The organism is Nocardia sp. NPDC001965 (assembly GCF_053594175.1).
In genome coordinates this window covers 16,319-35,119 of sequence record NZ_JBSFDZ010000024.1, presented here as the reverse complement: position 1 = coordinate 35,119, position 18,801 = coordinate 16,319, and the positions used below count along the sequence as shown (strand labels likewise).

At 69.3% G+C, this 18,801-nt stretch carries 12 protein-coding genes; 5 read left to right on the top strand and 7 right to left on the bottom strand.

All coding sequences use genetic code 11. The features are described from left to right. Positions 1–92 precede the first annotated feature (92 nt). Positions 93–1,244 carry an MCE family protein gene (locus ACWCPQ_RS26270; protein ID WP_449903517.1) on the top strand — a complete coding sequence of 384 codons (1,152 nt, stop codon included), beginning with the start codon at positions 93–95 and terminating at the stop codon, positions 1,242–1,244. Positions 1,245–1,421: 177 nt separating this feature from the next. Here ACWCPQ_RS26270 and ACWCPQ_RS26265 read toward each other — a convergent pair whose 3' ends face one another. The 3 genes from ACWCPQ_RS26265 to ACWCPQ_RS26255 form a co-directional block, all read right to left on the bottom strand. Further along, a complete protein-coding gene (locus ACWCPQ_RS26265; RefSeq protein WP_449903515.1) occupies positions 1,422–1,577 on the bottom strand; it encodes a hypothetical protein in 156 nt (51 codons plus the stop codon). 80 nt (positions 1,578–1,657) lie between these two features. Next, positions 1,658–2,593 carry a TauD/TfdA dioxygenase family protein gene (locus ACWCPQ_RS26260; protein ID WP_449903513.1) on the bottom strand — a complete coding sequence of 312 codons (936 nt, stop codon included), beginning with the start codon at positions 2,591–2,593 and terminating at the stop codon, positions 1,658–1,660. Positions 2,594–2,830: 237 nt separating this feature from the next. Beyond that, positions 2,831–3,601, bottom strand: coding sequence for a deoxyribonuclease IV (locus ACWCPQ_RS26255; protein WP_449903511.1), 771 nt, complete (start codon positions 3,599–3,601; stop codon positions 2,831–2,833). 109 nt (positions 3,602–3,710) lie between these two features. Here ACWCPQ_RS26255 and ACWCPQ_RS26250 point away from each other — a divergent pair, with 109 nt between their 5' ends. The 4 genes from ACWCPQ_RS26250 (at position 3,711) to ACWCPQ_RS26235 (ending at position 10,804) form a co-directional block, all read left to right on the top strand. Beyond that, a complete protein-coding gene (locus ACWCPQ_RS26250; RefSeq protein WP_449903509.1) occupies positions 3,711–5,078 on the top strand; it encodes a protein kinase domain-containing protein in 1,368 nt (455 codons plus the stop codon). A gap of 352 nt (positions 5,079–5,430) precedes the next feature. Beyond that, the gene (locus ACWCPQ_RS26245; protein ID WP_449903507.1) at positions 5,431–7,275 is read left to right on the top strand and encodes a protein kinase domain-containing protein; all 1,845 of its coding nucleotides are present in this window, start codon (positions 5,431–5,433) and stop codon (positions 7,273–7,275) included. 156 nt (positions 7,276–7,431) lie between these two features. Continuing rightward, positions 7,432–8,208: an ABC transporter ATP-binding protein gene (locus tag ACWCPQ_RS26240; RefSeq protein WP_449903504.1), complete on the top strand. Its 777-nt coding sequence runs from the start codon at positions 7,432–7,434 to the stop codon at positions 8,206–8,208. A gap of 82 nt (positions 8,209–8,290) precedes the next feature. Next, positions 8,291–10,804: an ABC transporter permease gene (locus tag ACWCPQ_RS26235; protein WP_449903632.1), complete on the top strand. Its 2,514-nt coding sequence runs from the start codon at positions 8,291–8,293 to the stop codon at positions 10,802–10,804. A gap of 463 nt (positions 10,805–11,267) precedes the next feature. Here the strand turns inward: ACWCPQ_RS26235 and ACWCPQ_RS26230 are convergent, their stop codons facing one another. The 4 genes from ACWCPQ_RS26230 to ACWCPQ_RS26215 are packed head-to-tail and all read right to left on the bottom strand — an operon-like array spanning position 11,268 to position 18,758. After that, positions 11,268–12,431, bottom strand: coding sequence for a VWA domain-containing protein (locus ACWCPQ_RS26230; protein ID WP_449903502.1), 1,164 nt, complete (start codon positions 12,429–12,431; stop codon positions 11,268–11,270). After that, the gene (locus ACWCPQ_RS26225; protein ID WP_449903499.1) at positions 12,428–14,800 is read right to left on the bottom strand and encodes a DUF5682 family protein; all 2,373 of its coding nucleotides are present in this window, start codon (positions 14,798–14,800) and stop codon (positions 12,428–12,430) included. The genes ACWCPQ_RS26230 and ACWCPQ_RS26225 overlap by 4 nt, the downstream gene beginning before the upstream one ends. Next, entirely contained in the window at positions 14,797–15,903 is a 1,107-nt protein-coding gene (locus ACWCPQ_RS26220) for an ATP-binding protein (protein WP_449903496.1), read from the bottom strand. The genes ACWCPQ_RS26225 and ACWCPQ_RS26220 overlap by 4 nt, the downstream gene beginning before the upstream one ends. Next, positions 15,900–18,758 (bottom strand): DUF5691 domain-containing protein, encoded by a 2,859-nt coding sequence (locus ACWCPQ_RS26215; protein ID WP_449903493.1) that lies wholly within the window; start codon positions 18,756–18,758, stop codon positions 15,900–15,902. Before ACWCPQ_RS26215 ends, ACWCPQ_RS26220 begins: the two co-directional genes overlap by 4 nt. Positions 18,759–18,801: the final 43 nt, after the last annotated feature.

The window sequence follows — 18,801 nt, the reverse complement described above, 5'->3', positions numbered from 1 at the left end:
CGGGGTGCCGAACGGTTCGAGGCAGGTGAGTGGTGGTACCGATACACGACCGGTCCGATCGGCGAACAACTGCGCGCAAGGTCTGGGACGCTGTGCAGTACAAACTGGCGGCCTTGGGGATGGTGCTGGTCATCGTCCTCGCCGTGGTCTTCTCGCTGGTCATGTTCTTCGGCGGATTCACGCCCAAGGAGCCGGTGGCCATCGTGGTGCCGCGCAGCGGCCTGGTGATGGATCCCGACGCCAAGGTGAAATTCCGCGGTGCGGAGGTCGGCCGGGTCGGCAAGATCGAATCCGGGAACGGGGAGGTCCGCCTCGAACTGGATATGAACCCCGATCTGATGCGGCTGGTACCGGGCAACGCTCAGGTCGATATCCGCTCCACCACGGTGTTCGGTGCGAAGTACGTGAATTTCGTGGAGCCCGCGCAGCCCGCCGGACGTCTGCAACCGGGCCAGGTGTTGCGGGGCGAATCGGTGACCGTCGAATTCAACACGTTGTTCGAACGGCTCACCGAAGTGCTGAACATGGTCCAGCCGGAGAAACTCAACGCCACCCTCACCGCGCTCGGCACGGCGCTCCAGGGCCGCGGCGAGCAACTCGGCGACCTGCTGGTGAACGCGGACCGGCTGCTGCGCGAGCTCAATCCGAGCCTGCCCGCGCTCCAGCGCGATTTCCGGTCCACCGCCGCCGTGACCGACCTCTACGCCGATACGGCTCCGGACCTGCTGCGCACTGTCGACAACGCGACGGCGCTGAGCCACACCCTCACCGACAACGAACAGAACTTCGACGCCCTGCTGCTCGATACGATCGGCTTGGCCGACACCACGAGCGCGGTGCTGACCGAGAACGAGCAGAACCTGGTGACGGCGCTGGACCTGCTGCGGCCGACCACCGAACTGCTCAACACCTACAAACCCTCGCTGGACTGCGTCATCCGCGGTCTCGCCAAGGCGATGCCGCTGGCCGACGATCTGATGGGCGGCCGCAACCCGGGCGCCTCGTTCAACGCGAGCTTCATGTACGGCGCCGAGGCCTACCAGTACCCGAACGATCTACCGAAGGTGAACGCCACCGGCGGGCCGCGCTGCGCGGGAGTACTGGACCGGGCACCGGGTAGCCACGCCGACTACGTGGTCACCGATACCTCGGAGGTCAACCCCTTCATCCCGTCCACCCGGATCTATCAGAACCATCCGACGGTGTTCGAGGTGCTCTTCGCCGGGATGCCCGGTATGCGCTGAGCCGGTATCAGGATCCGCTCTCGGGCTGCCCGGGCCCGGGGCGGACACACATCACGCCGCCGCACGGTTTGTCCGTGAGTCCCGCGGGGTTGGGATGCACGGTCGGGCGCCGGTGGGCGGGCGCGCGCAGTTCGTGACGGTTGCGGCTGCGGGGGCCGCGGGCAGTGCGACGCCGCCTCACCGGGCGGCTCCCGGACCGCCGTCGAACGAACCGAGCGCGGCGGTGCGAACCCGGCCCCGGGCGTGGGCCCGGAAACCGCCGGAACCGCCCGGGAAGGCCCCGGTAGCGCCCGGTGCCGCATGGGGCGAACCTGTCGGTGGCCAGTTGTTCATGGCCACCAGTCTGGCGGATGCCCCCCGGCTTGTCGCAACGGGGTTTACCCGGTGGACGCGGCCGCGGGGACCCGACCTGCTCAGGAAGCCAGCTGCCGAGGTGCCTCGACCACCGAATAGTGTCCGGCGTCACCGGTGAGCACCGTGCTGGGCCGGCCGTCCACACCCACCGGGATATCACCGGCGAGGGTGATCCGGGTCAGGCGGCGCGGCCGGCCGTCGTAATCGTTGACCGCGTAGTGCTGGGTCGCGCGGTTGTCCCAGATCGCGACATCGCCGAGCTGCCAATCCCAGCGGACCGTGTTCTCCAGCCGGATCACCCGATCCTGGAAGAGCCGGAACAGCGTCTGCGATTCGGTGGTCGAGAAACCGACGAAGTTCCGGACGAAATGGCCGAGCAGCAGCGCGCGCTCCCCGCTCTCCGGATGCACCCGCACCACCGGATGCTCGGTCTCGTACAGCGAGGACTCGAACTCGGCGCGGTGCTCGCGGGTCTTGTCGTCCGGGTTCTCACCGTGACGACCCACATAGTCGTACACATTGGTGTGCACCGCCCGCAGATTCTCGGCCAGCAACCGCAGCGGCTCGGGCAGCGAATCGTAGGCCGCCACGGTGGACGCCCACGTGGTGGTGCCACCGTAGGGCGGCAGCGTGACCGCCCGCAGGATCGACGCCTTCGGGATCCGGTCCACGAAGGTCACATCGGTGTGCCAGCTGTTGGCGCTGCCGTACTCCGAATCGATGGCGAGGGTCTTCTCGCCGTGCGAGGTGACCGTCGGATGCGGGGTGGTGGGGCTGCCGAGCAGTTCGGCGAACTCGTACTGCCCGTCCTCGGTGAGCCGGTCCTGCCCGCGGAAGAAGATGACCTTGTGTTCCACCAGCGCCTTGCGGATGATTTCCACGGCCGCCGGGCCGAGGTCACCGCCCAGCCGCACCCCGTCGATCCGCGCTCCGATCCTGGACCCGAGCTTGACCACGGTGGGGAGGGTGGCGGGGGTGGTGTTTTCGGATGTCATGGGCACCTCACGGATCGAGAGCGGAATCGTTCGCTCTCCGAGCACACCACCGGCCTCCGGCACCGAACAGGGTTGCGGTCGTACTGATCACAAGGGTTCGAGCAGATAGGCGCGACCCAGCCGGATTCGGCAGGCCGGCGGTTCGGGATATCCCGGTGCGCCGGACCGGCCGGGTGGAGCCGGGTAACCGGCCGGAGCCGATCCGGTCCCGGCGCCGACGACGCCGGGAGCGCGTGGTCAGCCGAGGTGTTCGCGCAGATAGGCCAGATCGTCGGCCAGCCCCTCGGCCGGGGTCTCCAGCACCACCGGCGCGTCCGCGGTACGGCACACCTCGGTGAGCAGCTGCGGATCGATGGTGCCCTCGGCGAAGTTGGCATGCCGGTCGGCACCCGAATCGAACTCGTCGCGGGAGGAATTGAGATGCACCAGATCGATCCGGCCCGTGATGGCCCGGATCCGCTCGACCACACCCACCAGATCCTCGCCGCCCGCCCACGCGTGACAGGTGTCCAGGCAGAAACCGGCACCGTATTCGCCGACGGCGTCCCACAGGCGGGCGATATTGTCGAAATACCGGGCCATCGCGTGGTTGCCACCGGCGGTGTTCTCGATCAGGATCGGTACCGCGAAACCGCCCTTGTCCTGCTGACGTTCGAAGAGTTTGCGCCAGTTGACGAACCCGGCCTCCATCTCGGCGTCCGAGCGCACATGGCCGCCGTGCACGACCAAGCCGAACGCGCCGAGGTCGGCGGCCGCCTGCGCCTGCAGGGCCACCGCGTTACGTGACGGCATCCGCAGCCGGTTGTTGGTGCTGGCGACATTGATCTGATAGGAGGAGTGGACCACCACATCGATCGGGCTGGCCCGGATCTGCTCGGTCGCCGGATGCGGTTGCGGTTTGTCCCAGCTCTGTGGATCCACCACGAACAATTGGACGACATCGGCGCCGAGTCGCTCGCCGTACCCGATCGGGTCGCTGTCCGTGCGGACGTGTGCTCCAATGCGCATAGCGTCAGACTATCGGCCCCGGCCGACAGCCGGGCCTCGTGTTGCACCCGGGTGGTGCGGGAAGATACACCGGAAGAAACGCGTACGACCCGAGGAGGGGGAATCGGCCATGCTGGAGCCCGGTGACGACTTCGCGGGCTACGCGATCCGGCGGCGGTTGGGCGTCGGCGGTATGGGCATGGTGTTCCTCGCCCGGCATCCGCGGCTCCCGCGGCTGGTCGCGCTGAAACTGCTCAACCCGGACCTCTACTCCGACAGGGAGATCCGGCTGCGGTTCGAACGTGAATCCGAACTCGCGGGCCGGCTCGAGCATCCGAACATCGTCACCGTCTACGACCGCGGCGCCGAGGGCGAACAGCTCTGGATCTCGATGCAGTATGTACCGGGCTCCGACGCCTCGCTGGTGGATCTGCACGTCCTCGATCCCCGCCGAGCTGTACAGATCGTGGCCGACACCGGGATCGCCCTCGATTTCGCCCACGCCAACGGAGTACTGCACCGGGATGTGAAACCGGGCAACATCCTGCTCGCGAAACCGCCCATCGGGCAGCCGGAACGGGTACTGCTCACCGACTTCGGGATCGCCGGGGTACGTGACGCCGAAACCACCATCGCGGCCGCCGACACCATCACCGCGACCCTGGCCTACGCCGCACCCGAACAGCTCACCGGCGCGAAACTCGATCAGCGCGGCGATCAGTACTCGCTGGCCTGCACACTGTTCTGGCTGCTCACCGGGTCCGGGCCGTACCGGGGCAGCAATCCGGCCGAACTCATCCAGGCCCACCTGACCGCCCCGGTGCCCAGGGTCAGCCGGATCCGGGCCGGGCTGCCACCGGCTCTCGACGATGTACTGGCGCGGGCACTGGCGAAAAGCCCCACCGATCGATTCCTCAGCTGTGCCGAATTCGCTGTCGCCGCCGCCCGCGCACTGCGTCCGCCCGGGCCCCGCGGCGGTCGGCCACCAGGGGTTCGATTGCGTTCCGACCAGCGGCATCCGGCACCGACCGGCCGGCCCCCCGGGCCCCCGCCGGGCTACGGTTCCGGCGAATTCCGGCAGCCGCCGGCCCGGGGCGGGCCGCCCTATCCGTCCACCGAATACCGCCGCCCGGGCCCCGCCGCGCCGCGGCATCCGTCGACCGAGTATCCGCAGCCCACATCGGGTCCGCCGTACAGATCCGCCGAATTCCGGCAGCCCGGTCCGAGTGGGCCGGCGCCGGGTGACCATCGGCCGCCGGGTGCGCCCGGACCGCACCACGGCTCGGCGGAGTTCCGGCAGCCCGGCCCCGGCGCCCGTCGTGCGCCCGAGACCGTTTCCCCGGCCGACGAGCGGATCACCCGTCCGGACCGGCCGCACCGTTCGGGTCCGGCCGAGTCGGCGATGATCGAACTCCCTGGATTCCGCAACCGGCCCGGGGCGGGAGCACCGGCGGTACCACCACACCGGCCGCCCGCAGATCCCGCCGCTTCGCCGTAGACGAGTAGATCCAGTCCAACAGGGCCCACAGAGTGTTGTGCAGGTCCGTACGGATCCGGATCTGTGTCCCGTCGACGGTGACGCGCACAGTGCCGGCATTCCTTCCGGCGCGTGTCCCGAGTGCCGGCACTCCGATCACGGCGCGACCGGCGCGGGCCCGACCGGCCGCCGTAGTCGTAGCGACCGTGTTGCGGCTGCGTATGCGTACCGGTGAGAGCCCTCGGTGCCCTTTCGACTGCTGCTATGGTTTCGATGATTTCGCGTGCGGAGGACCAGTGCGGTCCGGACGCGCTTTTCGTCTACGCCTGCGTACCGGTGGGTCCCGGTCCCGCAGGCGGGAATTGGAGCAGACATGCTGGCCAACGGCGATGTTTTCGCCGGCTATGTCATCGACCGGCAACTCGGCCGGGGTGGGATGGGCTCGGTCTACCTTGCGAAGCATCCGCGGCTGCCGCGGATGACAGCGCTGAAGCTGCTGAATCGGGAGATGTTCTTCGACAAGGAGGTGCGCGCCAGATTCGAACGGGAGGCGGATCTGGTCGCCCGGCTGGACCACCCCAATATCGTCACGGTCTACGACCGTGGTCTCGAGGACGAACAGCTGTGGATCTCGATGCAGTTCATCGACGGTATCGACGCCGCCTCGGTGGATCCGCAGAGGCTGCCGCCCGAGCGAGCGGTCCAGATCATCGCCGAAACCGGGTCCGCGCTCGACTACGCGCACGGGATGGGCGTGATGCACCGGGACGTGAAACCGGCCAACATCCTGCTGGCGCGTTCCACCGGTGGCCGCGGTGAACGGGTGTACCTGACCGATTTCGGTATCGCCCGCCTGCGCGACGACACCGGACATCTCACCCAGACCGGAACGTTCACCGCCACGCTGGCCTATGCCTCGCCGGAGCAGCTCACCGGCGCCGACCTCGACCACCGTTCGGACCAGTATTCGCTGGCCTGTTCGCTGTACTGGTTGCTCACCGGCAGCGGGCCGTTCGCCTCCACCAATCCGGCGGGGGTCATCCAGGGCCATCTGCAGTCGCCGCCGCCGTCGCTGAGCGCGGCCCGGCCGGAACTGCCACCTTCGCTGGACGCCGTACTGGCCAAGGCGATGGCGAAACGTCCCGACGACCGGTTCACCTCGTGCACCGAATTCGCCGAAGCGGCCAAACACGCGCTGGCGTCGCCCGGTTCGCCGGGGATCCCGCAGGGTGTGGCGCCGACGGCGATCAACCCGCTCCACCAGCCCGGCCCCTACAGCAGCGGCGCGAACCAGTATCCGAGCACCGTCGCCCCCCAGCCCTACGCGAGCGGCGCCCAGGCGCAACCGTACGGTAGCGGCGTCCAGGCGCAGCCGTACGCCAGCGGCGTCCAGGGCCAGCCCTATGCCGGTGCGCAGGGCCAGCAGCAATACGCGAGTGGGTTCCAGCAGGGCCCCGGTGACGTGCACCAGCAGCCCTACGGCGGCACCCTCGGCTACACCAACCAGGTCGGCCAGCCCTTCGGCGGAGGGACGCCGGGCGGCTACACCCAGCCCACCAGCTATCCGCAGCCGATGTCACAGGTCCCGCAGGGACAGCGGCCGCCCAAATCGAACACCGGACTGATCGCCGCCATCTGTATCGGGCTGGTGGTACTGGTCGGTGTCGTGATCGGGGTGGTGGCGCTGGCCACCAGCGACAGCGGCGGCGGAACCGACCCCACGGCCGCCGGGACCAGCACCCAGTCCACTGCCGCACCGGTACCCGCGACCGCGGATTCCATCAGCAAGGAATTCCCGCGGCTGGTGCCGAAGTCGACCTCGGAAGAAGTCGGCTACAACAGCGCGAAATGCTGGGAGACCGACAGCAGCTACACCCCCAGCCCCGACGACGGCGAACCCGATTTAGGCAAATGGGCCTGGCAGTGGCGTTGCTACGGCGGTAACGACAACGACGATCCGTTCTACCGGATCTACGCCTACGCCTCCGCGACCGATGTCGATTCGGTGGTGAAGGGACTGCCCGCCACCGCGGAGAAGTCCAGCGATACCAACAACGGCCGGACCTACACCAACTACAAATGGGACAGCGACGGCCCGAAAATGGTCACGGTGTTCACCAACCATCCGGAACGGGCCCAGTACCTGATGTACACCGACGGTATCGTCGGCACCGTCGACGAGATGCTGACCTGGTGGAAGTCGGCGCCGCTGAACTGAGGCACGGCGACAACGGCGGGCACCGCGTACGGCGGTGCCCGCCGTGTCGTGTCCGGGCCGTCATCCCGGCCGGGTATCCGGGGATGCCGGAGGGCGTACACCCGGTCAGGGCGATCCCGGATGGCGCGGTTTGCGACGGCCCGACACACTGGACCCATGACTGCTCACGCTGTCGACGTGGACCCGGCCGAGCCGGGCACCCCGTCCACCGTCGCCGCCGGCGCCATCGAACTGACCAAGGTCTACGGGACCGGGGACACCCGGGTCACCGCGCTGGATGCCGTATCGGTCGATTTCGCGCGGGGCGAGTTCACCGCGATCATGGGCCCCTCCGGCTCCGGGAAATCGACCCTGATGCACTGTCTGGCCGGGTTGGACGAGGCCAGTTCGGGCCGGGTGGTGATCGGCGATACCGAGCTCACCGATCTGACCGATAAACAGATGACCGCGCTGCGGCGGGACCGCATCGGCTTCGTCTTCCAGGCATTCAACCTGGTCCCGACGCTGACCGCGCTGGAGAACATCACCCTGCCGCTGGATATCGCCGGCCGCGCCCCGGACGCCGAATGGCTCGCCACGGTGCTGAAGCGACTCGGTCTCGAGGACCGGCTCGGTCATCGGCCCAGCGAACTGTCGGGCGGTCAGCAGCAGCGGGTCGCCTGCGCGCGGGCGCTGGCCGGAAAACCGCAGATCATCTTCGGCGACGAACCGACCGGCAATCTGGACTCCCGATCCTCCGGCGAGGTGCTGTCCATCCTGCGGGCGGCGGTCGACGAATTCGGTCAGACGGTCGTGATCGTGACCCACGAACCCACCGCCGCGGCCTACGCCGACCGGGTCGTGTTCCTGGCCGACGGCCGGATAGTGGACGAGATGCGCGACCCGACCGCCGATTCGGTGCTGGACCGGATGAAAGCCCTGGAGGTCCGGTGACGTACCGCGAGGCGGGCGGCGGCATCGGGTCCGCGGTGCGGGTCCGGGCGGCGAAGGTGGTCCGGTAGTGGCTGCCCATCCCATGCGCAGGGTGGCCCTGCGCAATCTCGCCGCGCACAAAGTGCGGCTGGTCCTGACTCTGCTCTCGGTGGTTCTCGGGACCGCGTTCATCGCGGGCTCGTTCGTTTTCACCGATACGCTGCAGCGCACCTTCGACGGCATCTTCGCAGGCGAGGCCAAAGGCGTCGATGTGCGGATCAGCCCGGAGGAGCGGCAGTCCGCGGGCATTCCCCAGGATGTGGTGGACCGCGTCGCCGGTATGGACGGGGTCCGGACGGTGGCCCCCGGTATCGAAGGGTCGGTGGTACTGCTCGACCCGACCGGGAAGAAAGCGGTGCAGACCGGCGGCGCCCCCAGCTGGGGCCAGGCCTATATTCCGCCGCAGCAGGCGGTCGCCGAACCCGATCCGTTCGTCGAGGGGGTGCCCCCGGCCGAACCCGGCCAGATAGCGCTCAACACCGGCGCCGCCGAACGGGCCGGTCTGAAGGTCGGCGACCACACCAAGGTGCTGGTCCCGTCTCACGGCGGGCCCATCGATGTGACGCTCACCGGTACCTACGCCCCGCCGTCGGATACCGGCGGCTTCATCGGCCTGCAGTTCACCGAGGCCCAGGCCCGGGAACTGTTCACCGACGGGGACCATATCGCCTACCTCGATATCGCCGCCGAGGGCATTCCGGGCGACACCCTGCGCGATCGGCTGTCCATGCTGTATCCGGACTACAAGGTGCAGAACGGTGATCAGGTGCGCGCCGATATGAAGGCGCAGATCTCCGAGGCGTTGAACTTCCTGAACTACTTCCTGCTGGCCTTCGGTGCCATTGCGCTGATCGTCGGCACCTTCATCATCTACAACACCTTCTCGATGCTGGTGGCCCAGCGACTGCGCGAACTCGCGCTGCTGCGGGCCGTTGGCGCCAGCCGCGGCCAGGTGGGCCGATCGGTGGTCGGGGAGGCGCTCGTCGTGGGTGTGCTCGGCAGCCTGCTCGGACTGCTGGCCGGTATCGCGCTCGCCTACGGTCTGGCCGGTCTGCTGAACGCGTTCGACCTCGGATTGCCCACCGGTCGGATGGCCGTTCTGCCGCGGACCGTGGCTGTCGCCTTCGTGGTCGGCCTGCTGGTCACGGTGGTGAGTGCGTACGCACCGGCCCGGCGGGCCTCCCGGATCCCGCCGGTACAGGCCATGCGCGAGGAATTCGCCTCCATCGGGGACTCGCTGCGAGCCCGCACGGTGACCGGTGCGGTACTCGCGGTGGTGGGCATTGTGCTGGTCGTGCTGGGTGCCCGGCAGACCGGTGGTGGCGCGGCCGCCGTTGTCGGCGTCGGCGCGCTGGGCCTGATCCTGGCCGTGTTGTTCGCCTCGCCGGCGCTGTCGCGTCCCGTGCTGGCCGGGCTGGGATGGCTCATCAGGCCGTTCGGGTCGATCGGGCGGATGGCCCGCAACAATGCTGTCCGCAACCCGCGCCGTACCGCCGCCACGGCCTTCGCGCTGACGCTGGGTCTGATGTTGGTCACCGCCATCGGGATGCTGGGCGAATCGGCGAAGGTCAGTATCTCCCGCCTGGTGGATCAGGGGGTCGAAGCCGACTACGTCCTCACCGGACCGCAGATGATGGGGGTCCCGACCGGTGCCGCCGATGCGGTACGGGCCAAGGTTCCCGCGGCGGCGCAGACGGTCGGGATGCGCGGTGTCGCATTGAAGATCGGCGGCGACGACGAGTTCGGCACCGCGCCCGACGGTCCGCTGGATCAGGTCGTGAACCTGGATATGCTGAGCGGTTCGGCGACGCTGGGAGATTCGGAAATCCTGCTGGGCCAGGACGAAGCCGAGGAACACGGGGTGACCGCAGGGGACCGGCTCCCGGTGAAAACCCTCGACGGGACGGAGATCCCGCTCACCGTCTCCGGGGTCTACGTGGATTCGCAGGTACTGGGTCCCCTGATCGTGCCGCCGACCGTCTACGAGCGCGCGGTCCCGGTCGCCATGCGAGCCGACGCCGTGGTGCTGATCAAGGCCCGGCCCGGTACCGACCTCGCGTCCATGCGCACCGATCTGGAGCGTGCCACCGAGGAATTCGTGATCGTGCAGGTCCAGGACCGGGAGGAATTCAAGGGCGAGAATGCCAAGCAGATCAACAATCTGCTGGCAATCCTCTACGGGCTGCTCGCACTGGCTGTGGTGATCGCGGTCCTCGGCATCGTCAACACGCTGGCATTGTCGGTGGTGGAGCGACGCCGTGAGATCGGCATGCTGCGTGCGGTGGGTACCCAGCGGGCGCAGGTACGTCGCACGATCTATCTGGAATCGATGTTGATCGCGGTGTTCGGCGCGCTGGTCGGTGCGGTTCTGGGGCTCGGGCTCGGTGTCGGATTCCTGCGCACCCTGCGCGATCTCGGGCTCGATCAGATCGCGGTGCCGTGGGATCAGCTGGTGTACATGCTGGTCGGCTCGGCGGTCGTGGGTGTGCTGGCGGCGCTCTGGCCCGCGGTCCGGGCTGCTCGCACCCCGCCGCTGGCCGCGATCGCCGACCTGTGAGAGATCCGCGCCGTGGCCCGGCCGTACGGGCCACGGCGCGGATCTCGTCCCGGGACAGCACCGGCGCGCACGCCGGCAGTCGATCGATATCGTCCTACGGGAGCATCGCCGTGGTCTACCTCTGGTCGTGCGGAACTTCCGGATCAGCCGCCGCTGCTACCGGTCGGAATACCGCCACCCGTCACCTCCGCCGTGATCACCTCGCTGGTCGATGCCGTGGGATCGTCCGCGGCCGGCGGCAGGTGGGTGGCGCAGCGGCCGATCACATGTGTGGGTCCGTTGTTCAGGCCGCGCAACGACCTGAATTGCGTCTGCTCCGGTTGCGATATGTACCATTATTTTCGCGGTCCGTACCGGCGAGGTACACGACGGGCGGTGCGCCGGGAACGACTCGGATCGAGAGTTCCCGCCGCCCTTCGCGTTCCGCTCACCGGGCCCGATCACAATTCACGATCGGGCCGGGTCACTTACCCCAGTGCATGAGATCGCCCCGGTTCAGCGCCTGCGCCAGCAGATCCGGGAACCGATCGGGAGTGCAGGCGAACGCCGGGACACCGAGTGCCGCCAGCGCTGCCGCGTTCTCACGGTCGTAGGAGGGCGCGCCGTCGTCGGAGAGCGCCAGCAGGACCACTACCTGCACACCGGACTCCTTCATGGCGTGGACGCGGCGCAACATCTCCTCCCGCACCCCGCCCTCGTAGAGATCGGAGATGAGGAAGAACAGGCTGTCGGCGGGGCGGGTGATCAGCGTTTGACAGTAGGCGATGGCCCGGTTGATATAGGTGCCGCCACCGAGCTGGGTGCCGAACAGCACATCGACAGGGTCGGACAGTTTTTCGGTGAGATCCACGACCTCGGTGTCGAAGACCACCAGCGAGGTGCGCAGCGACCGCATCGACGCCAGGACCGCGCCGAAGACCGACGAATAGACCACGCTGGACGCCATCGACCCCGATTGGTCGATCGCCAGGATCACGTCGCGATGCACCGCCTGGGCGCGCCTGCCGTAACCCACCAGCCGCTCGGCGATGACGGTGCGCTGCTCCGGCAGATAATTGGCGAGGTTCTTGCGGATGGTGCGATCGAAATCGATATCGCGCGGTTTGGGACGGGAGGTGCGGGCCGAGCGGTTGAGCGCCCCGCTCACCGCCGCCACCGTTTTGGTGGCGATCCGTTGTTCGATCTCCTTCACCACCTTCGACACCACCATCCGGGCGGTCGCCTTGGTGGTCTCCGGAATCACCCGATTGAGACCGAGCAGGGTGCCGACCAGATGCACGTCGGGTTCGACCGCCTCCATCAGTTCCGGCTCCAGCAGCAACTGGGTGAGGTTCAGCCGTTCCACTGCGTCGCGCTGGACCACCTCGACGACGGTCGACGGGAAATAGGTGCGGATATCGCCCAGCCAGCGGGCCACCCGCGGGGCCGAACCGCCGAGGCCGCCGGCCCGGTCTCCGCGCGAACCGCCGGCGCCGGTGTCGTAGACCGCGCCGAGGGCCTTGTCGATGGCTTTGTCGTCGGCGGTACCGAGTCCGCCGAGCGACGTTTCCGCGGCCGACCCGAGGACGAGACGCCAGCGGCGCAATCGTGCCTCGTCGGTGATCTCGTGCGGGGCGGTCGTGCTCATACGGGAACTCCCAGGATTTCGGCGACGGTACGCAAGGCGAGCAGGCCGCGTTCGGGATCGATGTCGAGGGTGGCGGCCGTGGTCGCGGCCGGGCCCCCGGCGCGGACCGCCTCGCCGATCGCGCGCCGCTCCCCGGATTCGAAGGCGCCGAAAGTGCGGCGCAGCAGCGGGACGACCTCGACGAAGTGGTCCTCGGACAGTCCGGTGACCCAATCGTCGATCAGCCGCAGCAGGGCCCGGTCGTGGACCAGCACCAGCCCGCGACCGCCTACGAAACCGTCGACCCAGGCCGCCTTCGCGGACGCGGTGTTGCCGATCGACAGCGCCGCGGCCAGCCGCCGGGCGGCCTCGTCGGTATCGAATCGGTCGGCGTCGCAGAGCAGGCGCACTGCCCGGCCCACCAGCAGACCGTGCACATCGGGCCGGTCGGCCAGCCGGGCCAGCACCGCCAGCCACTGTTCGGTGGATTCGGTGTGATCGCGGGTATGTATCGCGGTGGTTGCGGTATCGAGCTGATCGCGTAGGGCCGCGGCGGTATCGTCACCGAGGCCGGTGACCGCGGCGGGTAGTCCGGCGCAGATCCGGACCAGCATGCCGTCCGCGACATGGCCGAGGGCGGAGGTGTCGGTACCCCGGACGTCCCCGTACCGCAACGTGCGGAGCACACCCGGCAGGGCCGCCAGCAGGTGGGTCATGTCGTGGTCCACCGCTGCCGCCGAATCGAGCCGGGCGATCAATCCGTCGAGGGCGCCCGGGAGATCCGCGAGCAGCGCGAATTCCAATGCGTCGGTGAGCTCGGTGACCCCGCTGCCCGGCCGCGCCGCCGTATCGAGGATCTTCGCCTCCGCCGCCCCCCGCACCGTCGTACCCCACCGGGACGCCTCGATCACCCGGACCGCGAACTCCGGTTCCCAGCGCAGTTCCCAGGTCTCCCGGAAGGTGCCGGTCGACCGGACGGTACCGGTGCCGGGGGTACCCCAGTGCACCCCCAGCAGCCGCAGCCGGTGCAGCAGCCGGGATCTGGCGATATCGCGTTCTTTGCGCAGATCCAGATCCAGAGTCCGGACCAGTGCCTCCTGTTTCAGCCGCAGCGTCCGGGCGGCGGCTCGTAGATCGGCTTCCAGCGGTACGGTCGGTGCCTCGGGCGGTACCGTGCCCAGTGCCTCACCGACGACCAGTTCCGTACCGACCAGCCGCAGCATGGTCTCGTCGCCCTCGCACAGCACCGCCCGGGTCGCCTCGGTGACCTCGGAGAGCCCGGCCAACGGCCGGGTCCGCAGCGCCGCCAGGGTTTCGGCCAGTCGCACGGCCTCGATGATGTGGGCACTCGACACCGGCAGATCGTGGCCGCGCAGGACACCCGCCACCTTGGTGAGCCAGGACGCGACGGGCCGCTCGGTCTCGCTGAACAGATGGTGATACCACCCCGGCGAGACGACTCCCGCGCCGTAACCGGATGCCGCGGCCAGCCGGGAATGTGTCCAGGGCACCCAGGTCAAGGTCGCCTTGACCTTCGGTAGGCCCTTGAGCAGACGGATATCGGCGGCAGCGGGGCCGAGCGGCTCCTGGAGCGCGGGGGCGTGCCACGCGCCGCAGACGACGGCGATCCGGCGGGCACCGTCCCTGCGGGCCTTGCGCAGCACCTGACGCATATGAGCTTCCCGGATCAAGGTATGCCGATCGAGTACCAGCGGTTCGGGTTCCGGTGCTATCGGGTCGGTGTCGTCGGTGTCGTCGGTGTCGTCGGTGTCGTCGACCGCGGCGGCCGGGCGCCCACCGGTGGGATCGCCGCCCGGCGAACCGGCCGGATCACCCGCTGTCGCTCCGGACTCCGGGGCGCCGGTGGCGGGCTCCGGCTCGACCACCGCGGTCTCCCGGAGCGCGGCCATGGCCTCGGTGATCGCCGCGAAGGTCCCGGTATCCGAACTCGATTCGACTACCGCGTCCCACCAGCGTTCGGCGTCGTCGTAGCCGCCCGCGGCCGCCAGTTCGGCGAGCGCGTCGCGACCGCCGGACCGGTCGTCCGCTGCCAGCACCTGCGCGGCGGGCAGATCGCAGAACCGGACCGGCACATCGTTGTCGACCGCGTAGCGCAACGCCTGCCACTCCGGGGAGAACACCGCGTACGGCCAGAAGGCCGCGCGCGCCGGTTCGTCGGCGATATAGCCGAGCAGCGCGACCGGCGGGGCCATCGACGCGGCAGCTGTATGGATCACCAAGGGGTCCGCGTCCGCCGGACCCTCGATCAGCACGGTATCGGGCCGGAACTCCGCCAGCGCCGACCGCAGCGACCGTGCCGAACCGGGACCGTGATGCCGGATTCCGTAGACCCTGGTCTGCCCGGGTTCACCCGCGTCCGCGGGGCTCATCCGTTGATCTCCCGGCAGGCGCGGTAGAAATCGGACCATTCCCGGCGCTCGCGCACGACCGCCTCGAGATACTCGGTCCACACGACCGAATCGGCCACCGGATCCTTGATCACCGAACCGACCACCGCGCCCGCGATATCGCCGGCCCGCAAGACCCCGTCACCGAAATGCGCAGACAGCGCCATCCCGTTGGTGATCACCGAAATGGCCTCGGCGGTGGAGAGCGTGCCGGACGGGGATTTCAGTTTGGTGCGGCCGTCGGCGGTGATGCCCGCGCGCAGTTCCCGGAAGATCCGCACCACCCGACGCACCTCTTCGGCGGCGGCCGGGACCTCGGGGAGTTCGAGGGCGGAACCCAGCTGCTCGACCCGGCGGGTCACGATATCGATTTCCTCGGCCTCACTGCCCGGCAGCGGGAGCACCACGGTGTTGAACCGGCGGCGCAACGCCGAGGACAGTTCGTTCACCCCGCGGTCCCGGTCGTTGGCGGTCGCGATGATATTGAAACCCTTGGCGGCCTGCACTTCCATACCGAGTTCGGGAACCGGCAGGGTCTTCTCGGACAGGATCGTGATCAGCGCGTCCTGCACATCCGAGGGGATCCGGGTGAGTTCCTCGAGCCGGGCGATCGCGCCGGTGCGCATGGCATTGAGGATCGGTGAGGGCACCAGTGCGGCGTCGCTCGGACCCTCCGCCAGCAGCCGGGCGTAGTTCCAGCCGTACCGGATCGCCTCCTCGGCGGTACCGGATGTGCCCTGGACCAGCAGGGTCGACGATCCGCTGACGGCCGCCGCGAGATGTTCGGACACCCAGGTCTTCGCGGTACCGGGCACGCCGAGCAGCAGCAGGGCGCGATCGGTGGCCAGGGTCGCGACCGCGACCTCCATGAGGCGGCGTGGCCCCACGTACTTCGGCGTGATGACGGTGCCGTCGGCGAGGGTGCCGCCCAGCAGATAGGTCACCACCGCCCACGGCGACATCGTCCACGACGGCGGCCGCGGCCGATCGTCCGCGGCGCCGAGGGCGCGCAGTTCGTCGGCGAAGGCCTGTTCTGCGTGCGGGCGCAGCAGCGCCGGGGCGGGTTCGGTGGCGACGGTGGTCATTTCAGCTCCTCGAGCATCGCGGATCGTTGGTGGAGGTCGTGGGCGAGCAGTCCGAGGGCCGCGGCCCAGTCGTCGGCTTCGCAGCGGCCGGCCAGCGCGGTGACCTCGCCCGCGCATTCGGGTGGTAGATGGAGAGCGGCGGTGTGCAACAGCGAACGGTGCGCGCTGGGATAGGTGCCCGGTGCGCCCCGCCGGGCCGCCGCGGTCCGGGCCCGCTCCTCGAAGAGGTGCAGCAGATGCCGGGCCAGTTCCGGGGGCCACGGGTGGGCCACCGCGGGCAGCAGGGATTCGAGTTCGGACAGCCAGGCCGATCCCAGCCGGAGCAGCTGCCCGAGCTGATCACCCGGCGGGATCAGCGCGAACAATTCCCGCCGGCGCAGGATCGCCAGATTCGACGGCATGCCGACCGTGAACAGGGCCCGGCCCCATTCGGTATCGCGCTGGGCGAGTGCCGCGTCCATCCAGCCGTCGAACAGCGGTTGCCGGAAACGGTCGTCCACATGTGTCGCCACGGCGAGGGCCGGCGGACCGAGCTGTTCGGTCCAGTAGCTCAGCGGCAGACCGGCGACGAGCTTGCGGAGCCTGGTCGCGGCCAGATCCGGTTGCCCGTTCCAGCGGTAGCCGAACTCCGTGCTGCCGTCGGTGAATCCGTCGCGGATCGACGCCTGGTCGAGCTGCTCCGGAATACCGACGATCAGCTCGGAGCCTTCGCCGGCCGCCGCGCATTTCAGCCAGTCGGCCGCGCGGGCGGTCATCCGTGCGGCGAAGGCCGAACCGGGCAGGCGGGCGAGCAATTCGGCGGCGGTGCGGCGCACATCACCCCGGCGATCGTCGAGTGCGCGTTCGAGCAGGTTCTCGTCCGCGGGACCCAATCCGTCGGCCAGCACACCTAGCAGTCCGGCCTTGGGAGCGCCCGATTCCCGCGGCCAGGCCGCCTCGAGGGCATCTCGTGCGGCCATCGGGTCGCGATGCCGCAACTCGGTCAGCCAGCGGAGGCGTTCCGGCGGCCGCCCCAGGTGCCAGGTCTCGTTTTCGGGTTCGGGTCGGGTGGTATCGCGGCGGACCAGATCGTGCCAGCGTGGAATCCACCCGGCCAGCCAGCGGCCGCGGGCGCCGGCCAGGAGTAACGCCGCCTCACGCAAGTCACTGTCGCCCGCGGCGAATTCGAGCAATTGCCCGGTGAGCCGATCCGGGGCACGGTAATCGTGCGGCGCCGCGGCAGCGAACCATTCGGGCAGGAGATCGGGTCGGGATCCGATCAGCAGCGCCAGCCGGTCGGCTGCCGCGCGGGGCAATACCGCCCGCGGGTCGTCCCCGGCCGGTTCGCCGGTGACCTCGACGCGGCGTGGCAGATATCCGGCCCGTGACCAGGCCATTTCCAATGCGGTGGTCGCGAGCAGCCGGTCGGCGGTATCGCCGCCGGGTAGCGCCGTGACCACCGCGGAAACCGGTTCGGACAGCCCCGGTGGGCCGGCCGCACCGCGCGCGGTACCCAGCAGGGCGATCGAGGCCGCCTCGGGTGTCGCGGTGACGGCGGACCAGGCGGAATCCGCGGTCGGGCCCGCATCGTGGAACTCGCCGCCGGAGACCACCGAGATCGCTTCGAGCCGGTGGCCCGTCCAGCGGCCGAAGACGGTCAGCGGCCGGCCGCCGGACAGCGCGAGCAACCGCCACGGCTCTGCGGGTGATGCCAGCGGCAGCGCCGTACCGTCGGGTTCGGCGAGCAGCCAGTCCTCGCCCTCCTGGGCGGGTACGACTCCGCGCAGCAATACGGGCCAGGATTCCAGCCACGGATCGGCGGCTGCCGCCGTCGCGAAATCCGTCAGTGCCGCGGCGATACTGCCCGGCCCGGCGGTATCCGGAGGTTCGGCGGGCGTGGGCGGCGAATCGGCACGATCCGGTCCGGCCACCGCGCGCAGCGGCGCCGCCACCGGATAGAAGTGCAGGTCGTATTCGGCCGCCAGCCCGAGGGGCGGGGTGTTCGCGGTGAAGACGGGCGAACCGAACGAATGGTCCACCAGCATTGCCCGGCGTCCGGTGCGCAGACCGTAGAGCCAGGTCAGGCGAGTGTGTAGCCGATCCTCTTCCTCGGTACGCATTCCGACGGTCAGCCACCGGTCGGCCACCGCTGGTTCGGCTTGTACCGATTCCGCCGCCGTCGGATAGCCGACACGATTGCGGACTGCCGCCGCCAAAGGCGCGGGCAGCGTATCCAGTTTCGTATGCGCGGTGATGAGCAGGTGCAGCCACGCGAACCGGCCCAGCACCACCTCCGGCCAGTCCGCCCGCCGCACCACCGAATCGGGCAAGCGGCGGATCACGGTGGCCGGGCCCGGTGCCTGAGCGTCCACCAGACGCGCGGCCACCGCTTCGAATGCCGCATGGGATCGATCTGTCTGGGCCAGACCGGTGCGAATCTGGTCGGCCAGCCAGGTGCCGAGCTCGGCGAGGCCGGCTTCCACCCGTCCACGGCGCTGCTGAGCGGTCGCCGGATCGCTGCCCCGGGATTTCTTCGGCGGGGTGGCCGCCTTCGTGGCGCGCCGGTCCAGCCATTCGGCGGCGAAATCGGCGGTTTCCGCGGTCTCGGTCACGGTGCCTACCGACCAGAGCAGCAGCAGCGACAGGGCGTGTTTGCACGGGAACTTCCGGCTCGGGCAGGAGCACCGGAAGGCGGGCCCGGCCAGATCGACGATCGTCTGGTACGGAGTTTTCCCGCTGCCTTTGCACGAACCCCAGACCGCGGTCCCGGAGCAGCCGGTGCCGGACCATTTTCCGGCCAGTTTGCGTGCGGCGGCGAGCGAGCTCGTATCGGGTGCGAGTGCGCTCACCTGGTTCTCGGTCCACCGTTGTGTCATCCGGCGGACCTGTTTCTATCGGTCATCGTGCCCCCGTTTCTCG

Coding starts and splice junctions, on each gene's coding strand:
- ACWCPQ_RS26265 (WP_449903515.1), bottom strand. CDS start 1,577: ATGAACAACTGGCCACCGACAGGTTCGCCCCATGCGGCACCGGGCGCT.
- ACWCPQ_RS26260 (WP_449903513.1), bottom strand. CDS start 2,593: ATGACATCCGAAAACACCACCCCCGCCACCCTCCCCACCGTGGTCAAG.
- ACWCPQ_RS26255 (WP_449903511.1), bottom strand. CDS start 3,601: ATGCGCATTGGAGCACACGTCCGCACGGACAGCGACCCGATCGGGTAC.
- ACWCPQ_RS26250 (WP_449903509.1), top strand. CDS start 3,711: ATGCTGGAGCCCGGTGACGACTTCGCGGGCTACGCGATCCGGCGGCGG.
- ACWCPQ_RS26245 (WP_449903507.1), top strand. CDS start 5,431: ATGCTGGCCAACGGCGATGTTTTCGCCGGCTATGTCATCGACCGGCAA.
- ACWCPQ_RS26240 (WP_449903504.1), top strand. CDS start 7,432: ATGACTGCTCACGCTGTCGACGTGGACCCGGCCGAGCCGGGCACCCCG.
- ACWCPQ_RS26235 (WP_449903632.1), top strand. CDS start 8,291: ATGCGCAGGGTGGCCCTGCGCAATCTCGCCGCGCACAAAGTGCGGCTG.
- ACWCPQ_RS26230 (WP_449903502.1), bottom strand. CDS start 12,431: ATGAGCACGACCGCCCCGCACGAGATCACCGACGAGGCACGATTGCGC.
- ACWCPQ_RS26225 (WP_449903499.1), bottom strand. CDS start 14,800: ATGAGCCCCGCGGACGCGGGTGAACCCGGGCAGACCAGGGTCTACGGA.
- ACWCPQ_RS26220 (WP_449903496.1), bottom strand. CDS start 15,903: ATGACCACCGTCGCCACCGAACCCGCCCCGGCGCTGCTGCGCCCGCAC.
- ACWCPQ_RS26215 (WP_449903493.1), bottom strand. CDS start 18,758: ATGACACAACGGTGGACCGAGAACCAGGTGAGCGCACTCGCACCCGAT.